Annotated in this window: 14 protein-coding genes and 1 riboswitch; of the genes, 8 read left to right on the top strand and 6 right to left on the bottom strand. The window is 70.5% G+C overall.

What is annotated here, in order from left to right; genetic code table 11:
* The first annotated feature begins 77 nt into the window (after window positions 1-77).
* From helR to ACFWGJ_RS00210, 7 genes are all read left to right on the top strand, one after another.
* The gene (helR, locus tag ACFWGJ_RS00240) at window positions 78-2,246 is read left to right on the top strand and encodes an RNA polymerase recycling motor ATPase HelR (RefSeq protein WP_387319945.1); all 2,169 of its coding nucleotides are present in this window, start codon (window positions 78-80) and stop codon (window positions 2,244-2,246) included.
* Between the two features lie 136 nt (window positions 2,247-2,382).
* Window positions 2,383-3,036 carry a maleylpyruvate isomerase N-terminal domain-containing protein gene (locus tag ACFWGJ_RS00235; RefSeq protein ID WP_387319944.1) on the top strand — a complete coding sequence of 218 codons (654 nt, stop codon included), beginning with the start codon at window positions 2,383-2,385 and terminating at the stop codon, window positions 3,034-3,036.
* Between the two features lie 182 nt (window positions 3,037-3,218).
* Entirely contained in the window at window positions 3,219-3,998 is a 780-nt protein-coding gene (locus tag ACFWGJ_RS00230) for an SDR family NAD(P)-dependent oxidoreductase (protein ID WP_387319943.1), read from the top strand.
* A gap of 30 nt (window positions 3,999-4,028) precedes the next feature.
* Window positions 4,029-4,247, top strand: a riboswitch (cobalamin riboswitch).
* A 164-nt stretch (window positions 4,248-4,411) separates the two neighbouring features.
* Complete coding sequence (gene metE / locus ACFWGJ_RS00225) at window positions 4,412-6,730, top strand: 5-methyltetrahydropteroyltriglutamate--homocysteine S-methyltransferase (protein WP_387319942.1); 2,319 nt, start codon at window positions 4,412-4,414, stop codon at window positions 6,728-6,730.
* A gap of 218 nt (window positions 6,731-6,948) precedes the next feature.
* Window positions 6,949-7,944, top strand: a complete 996-nt coding sequence (locus tag ACFWGJ_RS00220) for a helix-turn-helix domain-containing protein (RefSeq protein ID WP_387319941.1) — start codon at window positions 6,949-6,951, stop codon at window positions 7,942-7,944.
* Between the two features lie 56 nt (window positions 7,945-8,000).
* On the top strand, window positions 8,001-8,267 hold the full coding sequence (locus tag ACFWGJ_RS00215) for a hypothetical protein (RefSeq protein WP_387319940.1): 267 nt from the start codon (window positions 8,001-8,003) through the stop codon (window positions 8,265-8,267).
* A 134-nt stretch (window positions 8,268-8,401) separates the two neighbouring features.
* Window positions 8,402-8,836: a cupin domain-containing protein gene (locus tag ACFWGJ_RS00210; protein WP_387319981.1), complete on the top strand. Its 435-nt coding sequence runs from the start codon at window positions 8,402-8,404 to the stop codon at window positions 8,834-8,836.
* A gap of 13 nt (window positions 8,837-8,849) precedes the next feature.
* Here ACFWGJ_RS00210 and ACFWGJ_RS00205 read toward each other — a convergent pair whose 3' ends face one another.
* From ACFWGJ_RS00205 to ACFWGJ_RS00185, 5 genes are all read right to left on the bottom strand, one after another.
* On the bottom strand, window positions 8,850-9,314 hold the full coding sequence (locus tag ACFWGJ_RS00205; protein ID WP_387319939.1) for a MerR family transcriptional regulator: 465 nt from the start codon (window positions 9,312-9,314) through the stop codon (window positions 8,850-8,852).
* 226 nt (window positions 9,315-9,540) lie between these two features.
* Complete coding sequence (locus tag ACFWGJ_RS00200) at window positions 9,541-10,377, bottom strand: carbohydrate ABC transporter permease (RefSeq protein ID WP_189768570.1); 837 nt, start codon at window positions 10,375-10,377, stop codon at window positions 9,541-9,543.
* On the bottom strand, window positions 10,374-11,219 hold the full coding sequence (locus ACFWGJ_RS00195; protein WP_387319980.1) for a carbohydrate ABC transporter permease: 846 nt from the start codon (window positions 11,217-11,219) through the stop codon (window positions 10,374-10,376). The genes ACFWGJ_RS00200 and ACFWGJ_RS00195 overlap by 4 nt, the downstream gene beginning before the upstream one ends.
* 161 nt (window positions 11,220-11,380) lie before the next feature.
* Complete coding sequence (locus tag ACFWGJ_RS00190) at window positions 11,381-12,685, bottom strand: ABC transporter substrate-binding protein (protein WP_387319938.1); 1,305 nt, start codon at window positions 12,683-12,685, stop codon at window positions 11,381-11,383.
* Window positions 12,686-12,826: 141 nt separating this feature from the next.
* Entirely contained in the window at window positions 12,827-14,068 is a 1,242-nt protein-coding gene (locus ACFWGJ_RS00185; protein ID WP_387319937.1) for an aminotransferase class V-fold PLP-dependent enzyme, read from the bottom strand.
* A 248-nt stretch (window positions 14,069-14,316) separates the two neighbouring features.
* Between ACFWGJ_RS00185 and ACFWGJ_RS00180 the strand changes: the two genes are divergently transcribed.
* Window positions 14,317-15,027: a FadR/GntR family transcriptional regulator gene (locus ACFWGJ_RS00180; protein ID WP_387319936.1), complete on the top strand. Its 711-nt coding sequence runs from the start codon at window positions 14,317-14,319 to the stop codon at window positions 15,025-15,027.
* Between the two features lie 167 nt (window positions 15,028-15,194).
* Here ACFWGJ_RS00180 and ACFWGJ_RS00175 read toward each other — a convergent pair whose 3' ends face one another.
* A complete protein-coding gene (locus ACFWGJ_RS00175; RefSeq protein WP_387319935.1) occupies window positions 15,195-16,112 on the bottom strand; it encodes a LysR family transcriptional regulator in 918 nt (305 codons plus the stop codon).
* Between the last annotated feature and the right edge of the window lie 55 nt (window positions 16,113-16,167).

Raw genomic sequence — 16,167 nt, 5'->3', positions numbered from 1 at the left:
GGGTGATTCACGAAGTGCGTGCGTTTTTGCCGGTCGACGGTCCGCGCGGCGATGCCGAACCGGGAGGAGCCGATGACATGGACTCTTTGATCACGAGCGCGTTCGACCTTCCCGACCACCTCTCCCCCAAGGCCGATCCGCTGCTGATCGGCGGCGACGAGAGGCACTTCGCGGCCATCGCGGAGAGCCTCGACCAGGCGATCGCCGAACTGTCCGGCCGGCTGGACGCCGAGCGCAGAGCACCCGGCGGCATCGGCCGGGAGGCGATGGAGCGCGACGCGGAGATCCACCGGCTGACCGCCCGGCTGCGAGCCCTGCGCCGCTTCGGCCTGGACCTGTGCCTCGGGCACATCGTCGGCGCGGACGACCCCGAGCCCCTGTACATCGGACGGCTCGGCCTCACCGACGGCGACGGACGACGGCTCCTGATCGACTGGCGCTCCCCCGCGGCGGAGCCGTTCTTCGCGGCGACCCACGCCAACCCGCTGGGGCTCGCGAGCCGTCGCAGGTACCGCTGGACCCGCGGCCGGATCAGCGACTACTGGGACGAGGTGTTAACCGCCGACGGAGTCGAAGGGCATGCCGCGCTCGACGACCACTCGGCCTTCGTCGCCAGTCTGGGCAGCACCCGCTCCAGCCGGATGCGGGACGTGCTGACCACCATCCAGGCCGACCAGGACGCGATCATCCGCGCCGGATCCCGGGGCGCGCTCGTCGTCGACGGCGGTCCGGGCACCGGCAAGACGGTCGTTGCCCTGCACAGGTCCGCCTACCTCCTCTACTCCGACCCCCGTCTCGGTCACCGCCGGGGCGGAGTGCTGTTCGTCGGCCCGCACCAGCCGTATCTGGCGTACGTGGCCGATGTCCTGCCCAGCCTCGGGGAGGAGGGTGTGCAGACCTGCACGCTGCGGGACCTCGTCGCCGAGGGGGCCGGAGCGCCGGACGAGACCGACGCGGAGGTGGCCGCGCTGAAGTCGTCCGCGCACATGGTCGGCGCGGTCGAGACGGCTGTCAGGTTCTACGAGGAGCCGCCCGCCAAGGGGATGACCGTCTCGACGCCCTGGGCCGATGTCCGGCTGAGCGCCGAGGACTGGGCGGAAGCCTTCGAGACGCCGGGCCCAGGCGTCCCGCACAACGAGGCACGCGATCAGATCTGGGAGGCCCTGCTCACGATCCTGCTGGACAAGCACGACGACGACATCCCGCTCGATCTGTTCCGCAGGGCGCTGCTGCACGACGAGGAGCTGACCGGGGCCCTCGACCGCGCCTGGCCGCTGCTCGAAGCGGCCGATGTCGTCGGGGACCTGTGGTCGGTGCCCGCCTATCTGCGGATGTGTGCTCCCTGGCTCGGCCCCGACGACGTACGCAGGCTGCAGCGCGCGGAGCCGCAGGCGTGGACGGTGTCCGATCTGCCGATCCTGGACGCGGCGCGGCAGCGGCTCGGCGACCCGGAGTCGGCGCGGCGCAGGCGGCGCCACGAGGCCACCCTCGCCGCCCAGCGCGAGCGCATGGGGCAGGTCGTCGACAATCTGATTGCGGCAGCGGCCGACTCGGGCGCGGACGGTGACGACGGCGAGGGCCTGGTGACGATGCTGCGCGGCGAGGACGCCAAGGTCAGCATGGTCGACGAGTCCGAACTGCCCGCCGCCGCACCGGATCTGCTCGCCGGTCCGTTCGCGCACGTCGTCGTCGACGAGGCCCAGGAGCTGACCGACGCGCAGTGGCAGATGCTGCTGCTGCGCTGCCCGTCCCGGAGCTTCACCATCGTCGGGGACCGCGCGCAGGCCAGGCACGGGTTCACCGAGTCGTGGCGGGAGCGGCTGGAGCGGATCGGGCTCGACCGGATCGAGGTGGCCTCGCTCAGCGTCAACTACCGGACCCCGCAGGAGGTCATGGCAGAGGCCGAGCCGGTCATCAGGGCCGCGCTCCCGGACGCCAACGTGCCGACCTCCATCCGCAGCAACGGCGTTCCCGTCGTCCATGGCTCGGTCGCGGAGCGGGACGCGATCCTCGGCACCTGGCTCGCCGCGCACACGGACGGGATCGCGTGCGTGATCGGCGATCCGACGTTCCGGTCCACGCCTCGCGTCCGGTCGCTGACGCCGGAACTGTCCAAGGGGCTCGAATTCGACCTGGTCGTCCTCGTCGACCCGCAGACGTACGGGACGGGTGTCGCGGGAGCGGTCGACCGCTATGTCGCGATGACCCGGGCGACCCGGCAACTGGTCGTCCTCACCGGCGGCTGAGCCCGGCGGGGTCCGCGCGACCGCCGGGTGGCGCTCCCTGCCTGGTGATCGCGAGGACCCGCCGTCCGTCGCCTACGTTTGTCCGTGTACGCCGCATACGCTTGTCCGTCGCCATGTTCCGGCATACCGTGCCGCGGTGAAGCTCTTCTCGCTCGCCTGGACCGCGCTGCGCACGGCGGTCGCCGAGGTCCCGGACGAGGACTTCGAGCAGCCGTCCGGCTGTACGGGGTGGCTCGTCCGGGATCTGGTGTGCCACCTGGTCATCGACGCCCAGGACATCCTGATCACCCTGGTCACCCCCGCCGACACCGAACCGACCGTGGACGCGGTCACTTACTGGCAGCTCGGCGGGACCCCGGCCGGCGAGGATCCCCTGGACGCGCTGATCCCCCGGCTGGCCGCCGCGTACGGGGAACCGGAGCTGCTGAAGTTCCACTTCGACGACGTCGGTTCCGCCGCGGGCCGCGCCGCCGGACTCGCCGATCCCACCGCCCGCGTCGGTACCCGCGACGAGGTGCTGACCGTCGGCGACTACCTGTCCGTGTACGTCCTCGAAGCGACCCTGCACCACCTCGACCTGATCTCCCGGCTGACCTCGACCACCCAGCCGCCCGCCGAGACCCTGGCGGCGGCTCGCGCGTCCCTGGAGCAGATCGCCGGGGCTGCGTTCCCGGCCTCGTTCTCCGACAAGGCCGCGCTGCTGATCGGCACGGGACGGCGGACACCGACCGACGTGGAGAAGACCGCGCTGGGCGCCCTCGCCGAGCGGCTGCCGCTGGTGCTGGGCTGAGCCGGCGTCCGGTCCGGGGCGGGTACGAAGCCGGCCGGTCGGTCGGCGCCCGCCGTGACAGACCCCTGACCTTGGACCAGACCCCTGACCTGGGACCAGGCTCCTGACCTGGGCCGTTCGCCGCGCGGCCGCATCGCACCCCCGCCGGTGCGCCCCCGGCGGTGCCCTTCTAGGGTGCCGCCATGGACTCGCAGCGCTACCTCTCAGAACTGTTCTCCCTGGACGGCCGGGTCGCCCTGGTGACCGGCGGCAGCTCCGGCATCGGGCGGGGCATCGCGGAAGCGCTGGCGCGCGCCGGGGCGAGTGTGGTCGTCGTGGCGCGCAAGGAAGCGGAACTGGCCGCAACGGTCCGGGAGTTGGAGGCACTCGGTTGCCGTGCGGCCCGGGTGAGCGCTGATCTCGGTACGCGTGACGGGGTGCGCGAGGCCGCCGAGCAGGCGGTCGAGGCCTTCGGCGAGCCCGACATCCTCGTCAACTGCGCGGGGATCAACCTCCGGCCGCCGATGAGTGAGCTGAGCGACGAGGTCTGGGACACCACCATGGCCCTGAACCTGGACGCGCCCTTCCTGCTGGGCCGCCGCTTCGGCCCGGGCATGGCCGAGCGGGGCTTCGGGCGGATCATCCACGTCACCTCGCAGCAGGCACACCGCGCCTTCGTCCAGAGCGGTGCCTACGGCGTCTCGAAGGGGGCGCTGGAGTCCCTGGCCCGCTCCCAGGCGGAGGCCTGGTCGCCGTACGGGGTCACCGTCAACACACTGGTGCCGGGCTTCGTGATGACGCCGCTGAACCGGCGTCTGTCGTCCGACCCGGAGAAGGTGGCGGCCCTGGCGGCGCGCACGATGGTCGGACGCAACGGCCTCGCGGAGGACTTCGCGGGCGCGGCGGTCTTCCTGGCGAGCGCCGCCTCCGCGTACGTCACCGGTCAGTCGGTCTTCGTCGACGGCGGCTTCTCCGTGCACTGAAAAGTTTTCCACGACCGGGCCGGGACCCGTAGGGTGGCCGGTGCAGCTGGTTCGCCCCGTCCGCCAGGCGGGTGCGTCGCAAGAGGGAACCCGGTGGGAATCCGGGACTGCCCCGCAGCGGTGAGTGGGAACGACCGCCGTCACACGCACTGGGCCCGGCCGGGTCTGGGAAGCGACGGCCAGTAGGTGTCCTCCGGACGGAGGGCGTGCCCGCGAGTCCGAAGACCTGCCAACTGCCCGTGCGCGAACCATTCGTGCGCGGAGATCCCGGTGACCTCGTGGGCGGGTCGGCGTACTTGACCGAGCGGACGACCGCGCTCTGCGCGCGAGTCGGAGTCCGTCCGGTCCGTCACCCCTTCGCGCTCGCGTCCCGTCCCGGGATCCCAGGGAGATATCTCGCGAAGGAGATTTCCGTGACAGCGCAGTCCGCAGCCGCGGCGGCACGGGCCACCGTGTACGGCTACCCCCGCCAGGGACAGAACCGGGAACTGAAGAAGGCCGTCGAGGGCTACTGGAAGGGCCGGGTCGACGCCGACACCCTCCGGGCCACCGCAGCCGAGCTGCGCCGGGCCAACTGGCGGCAGCTGGCGGAGGCCGGCATCCATGAGGTTCCCACCGGTGACTTCTCGTACTACGACCACGTCCTGGACGCCGGTGTCATGGTCGGTGCGATCCCCGCACGCCACCGCGCGGCCGTCGAGGCCGACGCGCTCGACGGCTACTTCGCCATGGCGCGCGGCACCCAGGACGTGGCGCCGCTGGAGATGACCAAGTGGTTCGACACGAACTACCACTATCTGGTGCCCGAGTTGGGCCCGGACACCGTCTTCACGGCCGACTCCGGCAAGCAGGTCGCGGAGTTGAAGGAAGCCCTCGCGCTCGGGCTCACCGCACGTCCCGTCCTCGTCGGACCCGTCACCTATCTCCTGCTCGCCAAGCCCGCGCCGGGTGTCGCCGCCGACTTCGACCCGCTCACCCTCATCGACCGGCTGCTGCCCGTGTACGCCGAGATCGTCGCCGATCTGCGCGCCGCGGGGGCGGAGTGGGTCCAGCTCGACGAGCCCGCTCTGGTGCAGGACCGCACACCGGCCGAGCTGACCGCGGCCACCCGCGCCTACCGGGATCTCGGCGCTCTGACCGACCGTCCGAAGCTGCTGGTGGCGTCCTACTTCGACCGCCTCGGCGACGCCCTGCCGGTGCTGGCCAAGGCACCGGTGGAAGGTCTGGCACTGGACTTCACCGAGGCCGCCGCGGCCAACCTGGACGCGCTCGCCGCCGTGGGCGGACTGCCCGGCAAGCGTCTGATCGCCGGAGTGGTCAACGGCCGCAACATCTGGGTCAACGATCTGGAGGCATCCCTCGCCACCCTCGGCACCCTGCTCGGCCTGGCCGACCGCGTCGACGTGGCCGCCTCCTGCTCCCTCCTCCACGTCCCCCTCGACGCCACCGCCGAACGCGACATCGAGCCGCAGATCCGCCGCTGGCTCGCCTTCGCCCGGCAGAAGACCGGCGAGATCGTCACTCTCGCCAAGGGGCTCGCGGGCGGCACCGGCGCGATCGCCGCCGAACTCGCCGCCAACCGGGCCGACCTGGCCTCCCGCGCCGGGTCCGCGATCACCCGCGACCCCGCCGTACGGGCCCGGGCCGCCGCCGTCACGGACGCCGACGCCCGCCGCTCGCGGCCGTACACCGAACGGGCCGCGGCCCAGCGCGCCCATCTCGGCCTGCCGCTGCTGCCGACCACCACCATCGGCTCGTTCCCCCAGACGACGGAACTGCGCACGGCACGGGCCGACCTGCGCGCCGGGCGGATCGACAGCGCCGGGTACGAGGAGCGCATCAGGGCCGAGATCGGCGAGGTGATCTCGTTCCAGGAGAAGACCGGCCTCGATGTGCTCGTGCACGGCGAGCCCGAACGCAACGACATGGTCCAGTACTTCGCCGAACAGCTCACCGGCTACCTGGCCACCCAGCACGGCTGGGTCCAGTCCTACGGCACACGGTACGTCCGGCCGCCGATCCTGGCCGGAGACATCTCCCGCCCCGAACCCATGACGGTGCGCTGGACGACGTACGCCCAGTCGCTCACCGCCAAGCCGGTCAAGGGCATGCTGACCGGGCCCGTCACCATGCTCGCCTGGTCCTTCGTCCGTGACGACCAGCCGCTCGGCGACACCGCCCGCCAGGTCGCGCTCGCCCTGCGCGACGAGGTGAACGACCTTGAGGCGGCCGGGACCTCGGTCATCCAGGTCGACGAACCCGCCCTGCGCGAGACGCTGCCGCTGCGCGCCGCGGACCGTCCGGCGTATCTGGCGTGGGCCACCGAGGCGTTCCGCCTCAGCACCGCGGGCGTACGCCCGGACACCCAGATCCACACGCACATGTGCTACGCCGAGTTCGGTGACATCGTGCAGGCCATCGACGACCTCGACGCCGATGTCATCAGCCTGGAAGCGGCACGATCCCATATGCAGGTCGCCCGGGAACTGGCCGGACACGGCTATCCGCGCGAGGCCGGACCCGGCGTGTACGACATCCACTCACCCCGGGTGCCGAGCACGGACGAGGCAGCGGCCCTGCTGCGCAAGGGACTTGAGGCCATCCCCGCCGAGCGCCTCTGGGTCAACCCCGACTGCGGCCTGAAGACCCGCGGCTGGTCCGAGACCCGCGCGTCCCTGGAGAACCTGGTCGCCGCGGCCCGCACGGTCCGCACGGAGCTGTCCGCGTCCTGATCCACGCGGCGGACCGGGAGCACGGGCGCGGACCCCCGGCTCCCGGCCCGCCCTGACCTGGGCTATTCGGCTGTCGCCAAAATGCCGGGCTCGAACAAACCTGGAGCTGCTAGACCTGAACGTGCCGGCGCTCGCCCCGCCACGGCAGGGCGACACGGTCGGCGGACAGCAGTCCGCGCCGGTCACGGGGCGCGGACCTCACGGGGGGGGGGTGAGTCATGGACGTGGTCAGTACCGCGGAGGTGCCGCCACAGGAGAGGTTCGGCTTCTGGCGCGAGGTGAGTTCGAAGCTCTGGGTGCCCTATGAGGCACACTGCGAGCGGCGGGTGGCGGGAGCGTTCCGGGCACAGGTGGGCATCAGTCAACTCGGCTCGGTGCAGGCGACGTTGATGACCACGCTGGCGCACTCGGTGCATCGCACGCCGAAGCTCATTCGCCAGGCGGATCCCGAGGTGTTCAAGCTGGGCTGCATCGTGCGCGGCGGCGGCAGGATCACCCAGGACGGCCGGTGCACGGATTTCGGTGTCGGGGACCTGATCCTGTTCGACCCCTCCCGCCCCTACCTCGCCGGGTTCGCGCCGGACGTCCCGGGAAGCCAACAGCTGCTGCTCCTGCGCTTCCCGCGCTCCCTGCTTCCGCTGCCCCACCGGGACGTGCGGCGGCTGAGCGCGGTGCGCATCCCGGGCGGGACGGGTGTCGGCGCGCTGTCCTCGCACTTCCTGATGCAGCTGGCGCGCCGTATGAGGGAGCTCAGTCCCGCCGACACCGCCAGGCTGTCCACCCTCACCCTCGATGTGCTGACGGCCGCGCTGGCCAACGCGCTGGATGCCCGCAGCGCGGTGCCGTCCCACACCGCGCGGCGTGCGCTCATGGCCCGGATCCATGCCTTCATCCGGGAGAACCTGGGCGATGCGCGCCTGGCCCCGGACATGATCGCGGCGGCGCACCACATCTCGCTGCGCTATCTGCACAAGCTGTTCCACGAGGAGGGGCACACCGTCGCCGGCTGGGTCCGTGAGCGCCGTCTGGAGCAGTGCCGGCGCGACCTCGCCGACGCCCGGCTGGCCGCCCGGCCGATCGGCGCGATCGCCGCCGGGTGGGGGTTCGCCAGTCCCGCGCACTTCAGTCAGGTGTTCCGCGGCGCCTACGGCCTGTCCCCGCGCGAGTTCCGCCGGCAGTGCGCGGAGACGAAAGAGCTGTGCGCTCACGCGTAAGGACAGGTCCGGTCGTGGCGCGCACCCTTGGGTGAGAGTCACTACTGGAGGTGGACGTGTTCAGGAACTGCATCGCCGCTGTCGCGGTGACCATCGGAATCAGCCTCGCGGGAGCGGGCATCGCCACCGCGGCGACGTCCGGGGCGGGCGAGCGGGGCAGGCCGACCGCGGAGGTCTCGGCCGCCGCCGTATGGCGCACGATCGGCTACTACGAGACGCTCTCGGAGTGCCAGGCCTGGGGGAAGCTCTATGTCTCCCTTGGCTGGGCCAAGGCCTGGGCCTGCGACGACGTGGGCGCCTGGCGTCTGCGCGTCCTGGACTGATCGCACGGCCGGCCACCGTCAACTGCGCGCTGTGCCAAGCGAGTTCGCGGATTGTCGCACCAACAGGCGGCATTCGCCTCTATGTTCACTGCGGCACGTCGTCACGACAGCCCATGAACCTGGAGGCCCTGCCCATGCGTACCTCGTTCCGCACCGCGGTGGTCGGCGCGGTCGCCGCCGTCACCGTCCTGGCCGGGGGAACGGCCCACGCGACCCCGCCGGGACCCGGGGTGACCGGCACGCTGATCGCCCAGAAGACGGTCGGCGGCACGGACTACGTCGTCCGGGAGATCACCGTGCCGCCCGGCCAGGCCACCGGCTGGCACTACCACGACGGCCCGCTCTACGCGTACGTGAAGCAGGGCACGCTCAGTCACTTCGACTCCACGTGCGCCTCGGACGGCGTGTATCCGCAGGGCAGCACCGTCCAGGAACCGGCCGGTCCCGGCAACGTCCACATAGGCCGCAACCTGGGGAACACACCGGTCGTCCTGACCGTGCTGTACGTCCTGCCGCACGGCGCCCCCTTCTCCGAGGACGCCCCCAACCCCGGGTGCGCGTTCGAGTAGCGGCGCAGCGGGCTCAGGCCGTGGTGGCCCGGTCGCGATCCCGGTCGCGGTTCCGGTCCCGCCCGCGGTCCCGATCCCGGTCGCGGTCCCGGCTCAGGCGCTTGCGGAGCGTCTGGGCGAACTCCTCCGCCTCCGTCAGCTGCGCGCGCAGCTTCTCCACCTGCCAGACGGCGTGCTCCTCGTACTCGCGGACGCGCCGCAGCAGGGACTGCCGCTCGTACGCCGTCATCTCCTCGTCGGAGTCGAGGCGATCGGTGACGGCCAGCAGGTCGCGCATCTGCTCCAGGGAGAAGTCGAGCGGCTGCATACGGCGGATCGCCTTCAGCCGCGCGACGTCCTCCCTGGTGTAGAGGCGGAAGCCGCCCTGGGAGCAGGCGGAGGGGGAGACCAGGCCGGTCGCCTCGTAGTGGCGGATCGTGCGCAGCGCCAGTTCCGTGCGCGCGCCGACCTCGCCGATCTGCATGTGCTCGCTGCTCATCCGGGCGCCCTACCTCGTCTGTCTCGTCTGTGTCCGTCGCCCTTGCCAGGGGGCGGTAGACGTCGATCGCTACCGTGACGTCGAGGTAAAGTATGTGATCATCAGCCCGGTTCCATGTCGTTCCCACTCCGAGGGACGGAAGAAAAGTTCCCGTGGCGCCACCGTCCGGCCGTGACCGTCGGGCCGCGGGGGTCCGGCCGGCCGGCTGCGAGCCCGGCACCGCCCCTCAGCCCTTCACCGCCCCCGCCGTGAGCCCCTGGACGATGTGCCGGCTGGCGAAGGCGAACAGCACCATCGTGGGCAGGATGGTCAGGACCGCCGCCGCGGACATCGAGCCCCAGTCGATGTTGAAGCTGGAGATGAACCCGTTCAGGGCCGTCGGCACGGTCTTGTTGCTGTCGCTGTTCATCAGCGTCACCGACAGGAACAGCTCGTTCCAGCAGTTGACGAAGTTGAAGATGAACGCCGCGATGATCCCGGGCCGCATCACCGGCAGCAGCACCCGGAACAGCGCCCCGAACCGGGACAGGCCGTCGATCATCGCGGCCTCCTCCAGCGCGTCCGGGATGTTCTCGAAGAAGCCCCGGAGCATCACCGTGCAGAACGGGATGCAGACCGCGATGTAGACGAGGATGAGCCCGAGCCGGTTGTCGACCATCTTGAGGTCGGTCATCAGCAGGTACAGCGGCCCCAGCGCGATGAACGTCGGGATCATCTGGGTCACCAGGGCGGCCATCAGCAGCGCCGACTTCGTACGGAACTCGAAGCGGGCCAGTACGTACGCCGACAGCATCGAGATGACGGTGGCGATCGCGGCGGCGACGGTCGCCACGATGAGGCTGTTGGTGAGGTAGACGCCGAAGTCGGCCTTGCCGAACAGTCCGCTGTAGTTCTCCAGCGAGAAGTGCTCGGGCCAGTAGGCGATCGGGAAGGCGAAGATGTCCCCGGGCGCCTTGAGCGAGGTGATGGTGATCCAGTAGAGGGGGAAGACGGTGAAGACCAGCCACAGCCCCAGGAAGGTGAACTTGGTGGCCCGGCCCGCCGTGGACTCCTTGCCGATCACGGCTTCACCTCTCGCTTCTCGCGTGTGGCCAGGAGGAAGAAGACCGCGAACACCAGCAGCGTCGCGACGACGATGAGACCGAGCGCGGAGGCCCTGCCGTAGTCGCCCTGCTGCGTGATCTTGATCATCCACGTGGTCACGATGTGCGTCTCGTTGTTCGGTCCGCCGCCGGTCATCCCGAAGATCAGGTCGGGGAAGTTGAAGATCCAGATGACGCGCAGCAGCACGGTCAGCGCGAGGGTGACCCGGATGTACGGAATGGTGATCTGGAAGAGCGTGCGCACCTTGCCGGCGCCGTCCAGGGCCGAGGCCTCGTACAGCTCCTCGGGGATGGACTGCAGCGCGGCGAGGATCATGATCGTGAAGAAGGTGACCCCGTACCAGATGTTGGCGACCACGACGGCGAACATCGCGGTCTTCGGGTCGGCCAGCCAGGCGACCGGCTCGTCGATCACCCCGACCTTCTGGAGCAGGTCGTTGACGACGCCGAACTCGCTGTTGAACATCCAGCGGAACAGGATGCCGATGAGGAAGCCGGAGATCGCCCAGGGGAAGAAGATGAGCGCCTGGTAGAGGCCTCGGAAGCGGAACCTGCGGCGCAGCCACAGCGCGAGAGCGAAGCCGATGACCAGCTGGGGCACGATCGAGCCGAACACCCAGATGGCGGTGTTGCTCAGTACGGTGCCCCAGGCGGGGTCGGCGAAGACGTCGCGGAAGTTCTGCAGGCCTACCCACGAGGTGTCGGTCAGGTCCGTCAGGTTCCAGTGCCGGAAGGCCATCTGGCTGCCGGCGATCATCGGGTAGTACGTGAAGACCGCCACGAAGATCGCGGCCGGGGCCATGAAGAGGGTGATGAGGAACCCGCGCCGCGCGGTGAACTCGGGCTTGCGGCGGCCTGGCTGTACCTTGCGGACGGGCCGGGAGCCCCCGTTGCCGGAGGCCCCCGCCGAAGCTGTCTTCGCCGTCTGCGTCGTGGACGTCGTTTCGGACGCGGTGGGCATGACTAGTTCTCCTGCTGCCGCTTCTCGGTCCAGTACGTGTCCCAGCCGGCCAGCAGTTCCTTGGGCGTCGTCTTGCCGAGGACCATCTTCTGGATGTCGGCGTCGGCCCGCTGCTGCCACTCGGCCCACCAGGCGACACCGCGCGGCTGGCTGACGTTGAGGTAGGTGTCCGGGTTCTCCGTCATGGTGACGTAGCTGGACCACGGGCCGGTCTTGTAGAACGGGTCGTCGGCGGCCGACTTGAGGATCGGCACCAGGCTGTTCGTCTTGGTGAAGTCCGTCGACGCCTCCCCCTCGGAGAGGAACTCGACCAGCTTGACCGCTTCCTTCTTGTGCTTGCTGCCCTTGGCGACGCCCCATCCGGCGGTGGCCAGCGGCTGTACGGTCTTGCCGCTGGGGCCCGCCACCAGCGGGGCGGTGCTCCACTGGTCCTTCTTGATGGACTTGGACTCCGAGACGGTGGCGATGACCTCGGGGTCCTGCAGCAGGAAGGCCGTCGAGCCGTTCGAGAAGCCCTCGACCATCTCCGGGTAGCCCCAGGAGACGGACGACTTCGGGGACGCCTCCTTGAAGAGCTTGAGGTAGGTCTGCATCGCGTCGAGCGCCTCGGGCGCGGAGAAGATCGTCTTACCGCTCTTCAGCTTGAAGCCGTCGGCCGCGTCGATCTCGTCGGCGACGTACGCCTCGATGATGGCGGTGGCGTTGCCCTGGGCGTTGGCGCCGCCGCGGAAGGCGTACCCGTACTTGCGCTTGCCCGGGTCGTGGATGGCCGAGGCCTGCTCCAGCAGGTCGTCCCAGGTGGCCGGCGGCTTGCTGAAGCCGGCCTCCTTGATCAGGTCGGTGCGGTAGAAGACGCTCAGACCGTAGAAGCCGTACGGGACGAAGTACGTCCTGCCCTTGGCGTCCTGGGATGCCTTGACGGCGTTCTCCGTCATCGCCTCCCAGCCCTTCCAGCCGGTGAGGTCCTTCTTCATGTCGTAGATCCAGCCGTTGTTCGACCAGGGTCCGACGGTCGTGTCCCGTACTTCGAGGGTGTCGACCCCGCTGCCGGACTGGAGCATCTGCTGGATCTTCTGGTCGGCCTGCTCGGTGGGCGGCGAGATCAGGTTGACCTTGATCTTCGGGTTCTGCTTCTGGAAGTCCGCTATCAGGCCCTTGATCAGGTCCGTACGGGCGGGGTTCGTCAGGCTCTCCACCATGTTGAGGGTGACCGTGCCGTCGGCCGCGGAGCCGCTCATGCTGCTACAGCCGGTCAGGACCATCGTGGCGGCGGTGCCGAGGGCGAGAGCTGCCGTCCTTCTTCTCATCGTGCCGACCTCTTTCTGTGCTGCTGTGCCGGGGACAGGCGTTACGGAGCGCCGGGGAAAGTGCGGGGTGCTGATGTCTGGTGCGGGGTGCGGGGTGCGGGGTGCGGGGTGCTGCTGGGTGCGGAGTGCCGGGGGGGGTGTCTATGCCGCGCCCGGTTGTTCGCGGGCCGAGCGGGCCCAGCGGCCGAGGAGGGGGACGCAGTCCTCGGCGAAGTACTCGTAGTCGGCCGCGGTGTTGTAGACGTGCGCGGACAGCCGCATGTAGCCGATGCCGTCGAAGCTGGTGAAGGCCGCCTCCACGCCGAGTTCGCGGGCGGCCCGGTCGCGCAGCGCGTCGGCTTCGATGCGGGTGCCGGCCAGCCCGTCCGGCAGGCGTACCAGCCGCATGCCAGGGACCGGCATGCCCACGTCGACCGTGCCGGTGACACCGGTCAGTGAGGCGAAGGCGGCGCCGATGACGCGCTCGCCGTAGCCCGCCAGGTCGTCCATGTAGCGGCGGGCGGTGTCCCAGCCCCACGTGCTCTCGACGAAGTCCAGGGCCGACGGGGCCGCGAGATAGCCGGTGGCGTCGATCGTGCCCTGCTGGTCGAAGCGGTCGGGGTACGGGTCGGCGGCGCCCCACGAGTCGATGAGGGGGTACAGCTCCTCGCGCAGCTCGCCGCGGGCGACCAGCGTGGCGGTGCCGCGCGGCGTGCAGCCCCACTTGTGCAGGTTGCCGACCCAGAAGTCGCAGGTCAGACCCTCCAGCGGGGCCTCGATCAGACCGGGGGCGTGCGCGGCGTCCACCAGGAGCGGGATACCGCGCCGCCGGGCCTCCGCGCCGACCAGCTCCACCGGCAGCCGGCGGGCGGTGGCGGAGGTGATCTGGTCGAGGACGATCAGATCGGTGTCCTCGTCGACCGCGGCCATCACGGCCTCGTACGCCTCCTCCTCGCTCGCCCCCAGCGGCACCCTGGCGGTACGCACCTCGCCGCCCCAGCGCCTGGCGAGCCGCTCGGCGCCCATGGTGACCGCGCCGTAACCGTGGTCGGTGACGACGATCGCGCCGCCGCGGCGCCGCTGGAGCGAGGCGAACACGACGCTGATTCCTGCGCTCGCGTTCGGCACCAGGGCCACGTCGTCCGGGGCGACCCGCAGGAAGGCCGCGAGGTCGATCCGGGCGGCGGCTATCCGCTGCGGCAGGGCCGGGAACCACACCACCGGGGAGCTGTCCATCTCGGCCCGGAACTCGTTCTGCCGCTCCTGGGCCACCAGGGGGACCGCTCCGAACGAGCCATGGTTGAGGTGCTTCATGACGGGGTCCAGCGACCACGCCCGCGCCGCGGGGCGGCCGTCCGCCAGCAGCAAGGGACGCGGGGCGGTGGTGACCTCGGTCTCGCTCACATCACTCCACATCTACCGAACCCGAGTGCCCGCCGATATCGCGTCCGCAGTGCGCAGACATCTGACATCGGGTGGGACACGTATGATGACTCGGCATCCTGCACGGCATTTTTGCGCCACGCAAGAGGTGTGCAGCGATAGTCATCAGATGACTTTCGACCGATACATCGGAGACATCTGACGACTCGGAGTCGCTAGAGTGCCCGAGGGTTACGGTGCTGCCGCCGGCCCGCCACGGGAGGAATCGGATGTCCGCAGTCGACAGGGCGTTCCACGGCCTGCGCCACATGATCGCGACGGGGCGGCTCGGGCCGGGCGAACGCATTCCGCCCGAGGCCGAGCTGGGCGAGGAACTCGGTGTCTCCAGGGGCCCGTTGCGTGAGGCCGTACGGATGCTCTCGGCCCTGGGCGTGGTCGAACCACGGCACGGCTCGGGCACCTACGTGTCCCAGCTCAGGCCCGAGGACATCATCGGCAGCCTCTCGCTGACCCTCGAACTCCTTCCGCTGACCGGCCTGTTGGAGGTGTACGAGATCCGGCGGGTGCTGGAGGCGCATGTCGCGGCCAAGGCCGCGGCGCGGCGGACGCCCGAGACGGTGACGTCGCTCTTCTCCCTCATCGAGGCAATGGAGGCGACCGAGGATCCCTCCGAGGCCTCGGACCTCGACCACCGCTTCCACGCGGAGATCGCGCGGGCCGCCGAGAATCCGACGCTGGCGTCGCTGCTCGCGGTCTTTCGCGCCCGGTCGCGCAAGTACCAGATCTTCACGCTGCCCGAGGGGCCGGAGCTGCGGCGCAAGAGCGATGCGGATCATCGGGTGCTGGCCACCGCGATCGCCGACCGGGACCCCGGGGCGGCGGCGGGGGCGGCGGAGGCGCATGTCGCGCAGACGGAGCGGTGGTTGCGGGCTTTTATGCCGCCCGTGGAAGAGGTGGACGACGACGGCGTCCCGGCTTGACGGGTGACATGGCTGTCAGCGAAGGGGGTGTTGGGTGGGTTGTCGGGTGCGGGTGCGTCGTGGTTGCCCGCGCAGTTCCCCGCGCCCCTAAAGGGCCGGACTTCGGGTGCGGGTGCGTCTCGGTTGCCCGCGCAGTTCCCCGCGCCCCTTACGGGGCGCGGACCTGCTCAGACCCTCGGCTTGCCCGCCAAGCCCCTGCCCACCCTTGCCGCTGTCTCGCGTAGCCAGATGTGGGCCGCGTCGTGGGTGTGTACCGGGTGCCACCACAGGGCCTCGCGGAGGGGGACCGCCTCGTACGGGGGTGGCACCACGCGGACGGCGGCCAGGGGGGTGAGGAGGCGGGCCAGGCGTGCCTGGACCAGTGCGATGCGCCGGGTGCCCGCGACCAGCAGCGGCAGCAGCTGGAAGCTGTCGACGGAGACCTCGACGCGCGGCTCGATGCCGAGCATGCCGAGCTGGCGCACGGCCGGGGAGTCGTAGGTGCGCTGATACGTCACCCAGGGCAGCCGCGCCAGATCCGCGCGGGTGAGCCGGTCCCCGACGCCGGGGTGGTCCGCGGACACGACGAAGACCCAGCGGTCCTCGTACAGGTCGGTGGCCGGGAAGCCGCTGACGACACCGTGCGGCATGAGCAGGCCGTCAGTGGCACTGAGCAGGGTGGCCGTGTCGTCTACCACCGTGGGCGGTGTCTGGCTGAAGCGCAGCCTGATACCGGGGGCCTCCTCGTGGACGACACGGGCCAGTTCGGTGCCGAAGACGGCGACGGCGTAGTCGGACGCCATCAGCCTGAACTCGCGGCTCTCCTTGGCCGGGTCGAAGTGGGCCTGGCTGGCGAAGAGGCGTTCCAGCAGGTCGTATGCGGTGGAGGTGCGGTCCAGGAGCACCTGGCCGAGGGCGGTGAGCTCGTAGTGGGCGCCGACCCGTGCCAGCAGGTCGTCGTCGAAGTGGCGGCGCAGCCGGGCGAGGGCGGCGCTCATGGCCGGCTGGCTGAGCCCGATGCGCTCCCCGGCGCGGGTGACGTTGCGCTCCTCCAGCAGTGCGCGCAGAGCGACGACGAGGTTGAGGTCGAGACGGGCCAGATTCACGGCGTTCCCCTTGGCGTCTTCCTGGACGGATCCGCTGGCAGCACGCCTGACAGTA

Source organism: Streptomyces sp. NPDC060205 (assembly GCF_042728395.1).
Classification (GTDB): Bacteria; Actinomycetota; Actinomycetes; order Streptomycetales; family Streptomycetaceae; genus Streptomyces.
Note: the sequence above shows the minus strand (reverse complement) of the source record. Positions and strands in the feature narration are given on the sequence as shown.

Bases quoted from the DNA above. Each gene is read 5' to 3' on its own strand.
- ACFWGJ_RS00220 (WP_387319941.1), top strand. From the start codon at position 6,949: ATGGACGTGGTCAGTACCGCGGAGGTGCCGCCACAGGAGAGGTTCGGC.
- ACFWGJ_RS00230 (WP_387319943.1), top strand. From the start codon at position 3,219: ATGGACTCGCAGCGCTACCTCTCAGAACTGTTCTCCCTGGACGGCCGG.
- helR (WP_387319945.1), top strand. From the start codon at position 78: ATGGACTCTTTGATCACGAGCGCGTTCGACCTTCCCGACCACCTCTCC.
- ACFWGJ_RS00210 (WP_387319981.1), top strand. From the start codon at position 8,402: ATGCGTACCTCGTTCCGCACCGCGGTGGTCGGCGCGGTCGCCGCCGTC.
- ACFWGJ_RS00190 (WP_387319938.1), bottom strand. From the start codon at position 12,685: ATGAGAAGAAGGACGGCAGCTCTCGCCCTCGGCACCGCCGCCACGATG.
- ACFWGJ_RS00205 (WP_387319939.1), bottom strand. From the start codon at position 9,314: ATGAGCAGCGAGCACATGCAGATCGGCGAGGTCGGCGCGCGCACGGAA.
- ACFWGJ_RS00195 (WP_387319980.1), bottom strand. From the start codon at position 11,219: ATGGCCCCGGCCGCGATCTTCGTGGCGGTCTTCACGTACTACCCGATG.
- ACFWGJ_RS00180 (WP_387319936.1), top strand. From the start codon at position 14,317: ATGTCCGCAGTCGACAGGGCGTTCCACGGCCTGCGCCACATGATCGCG.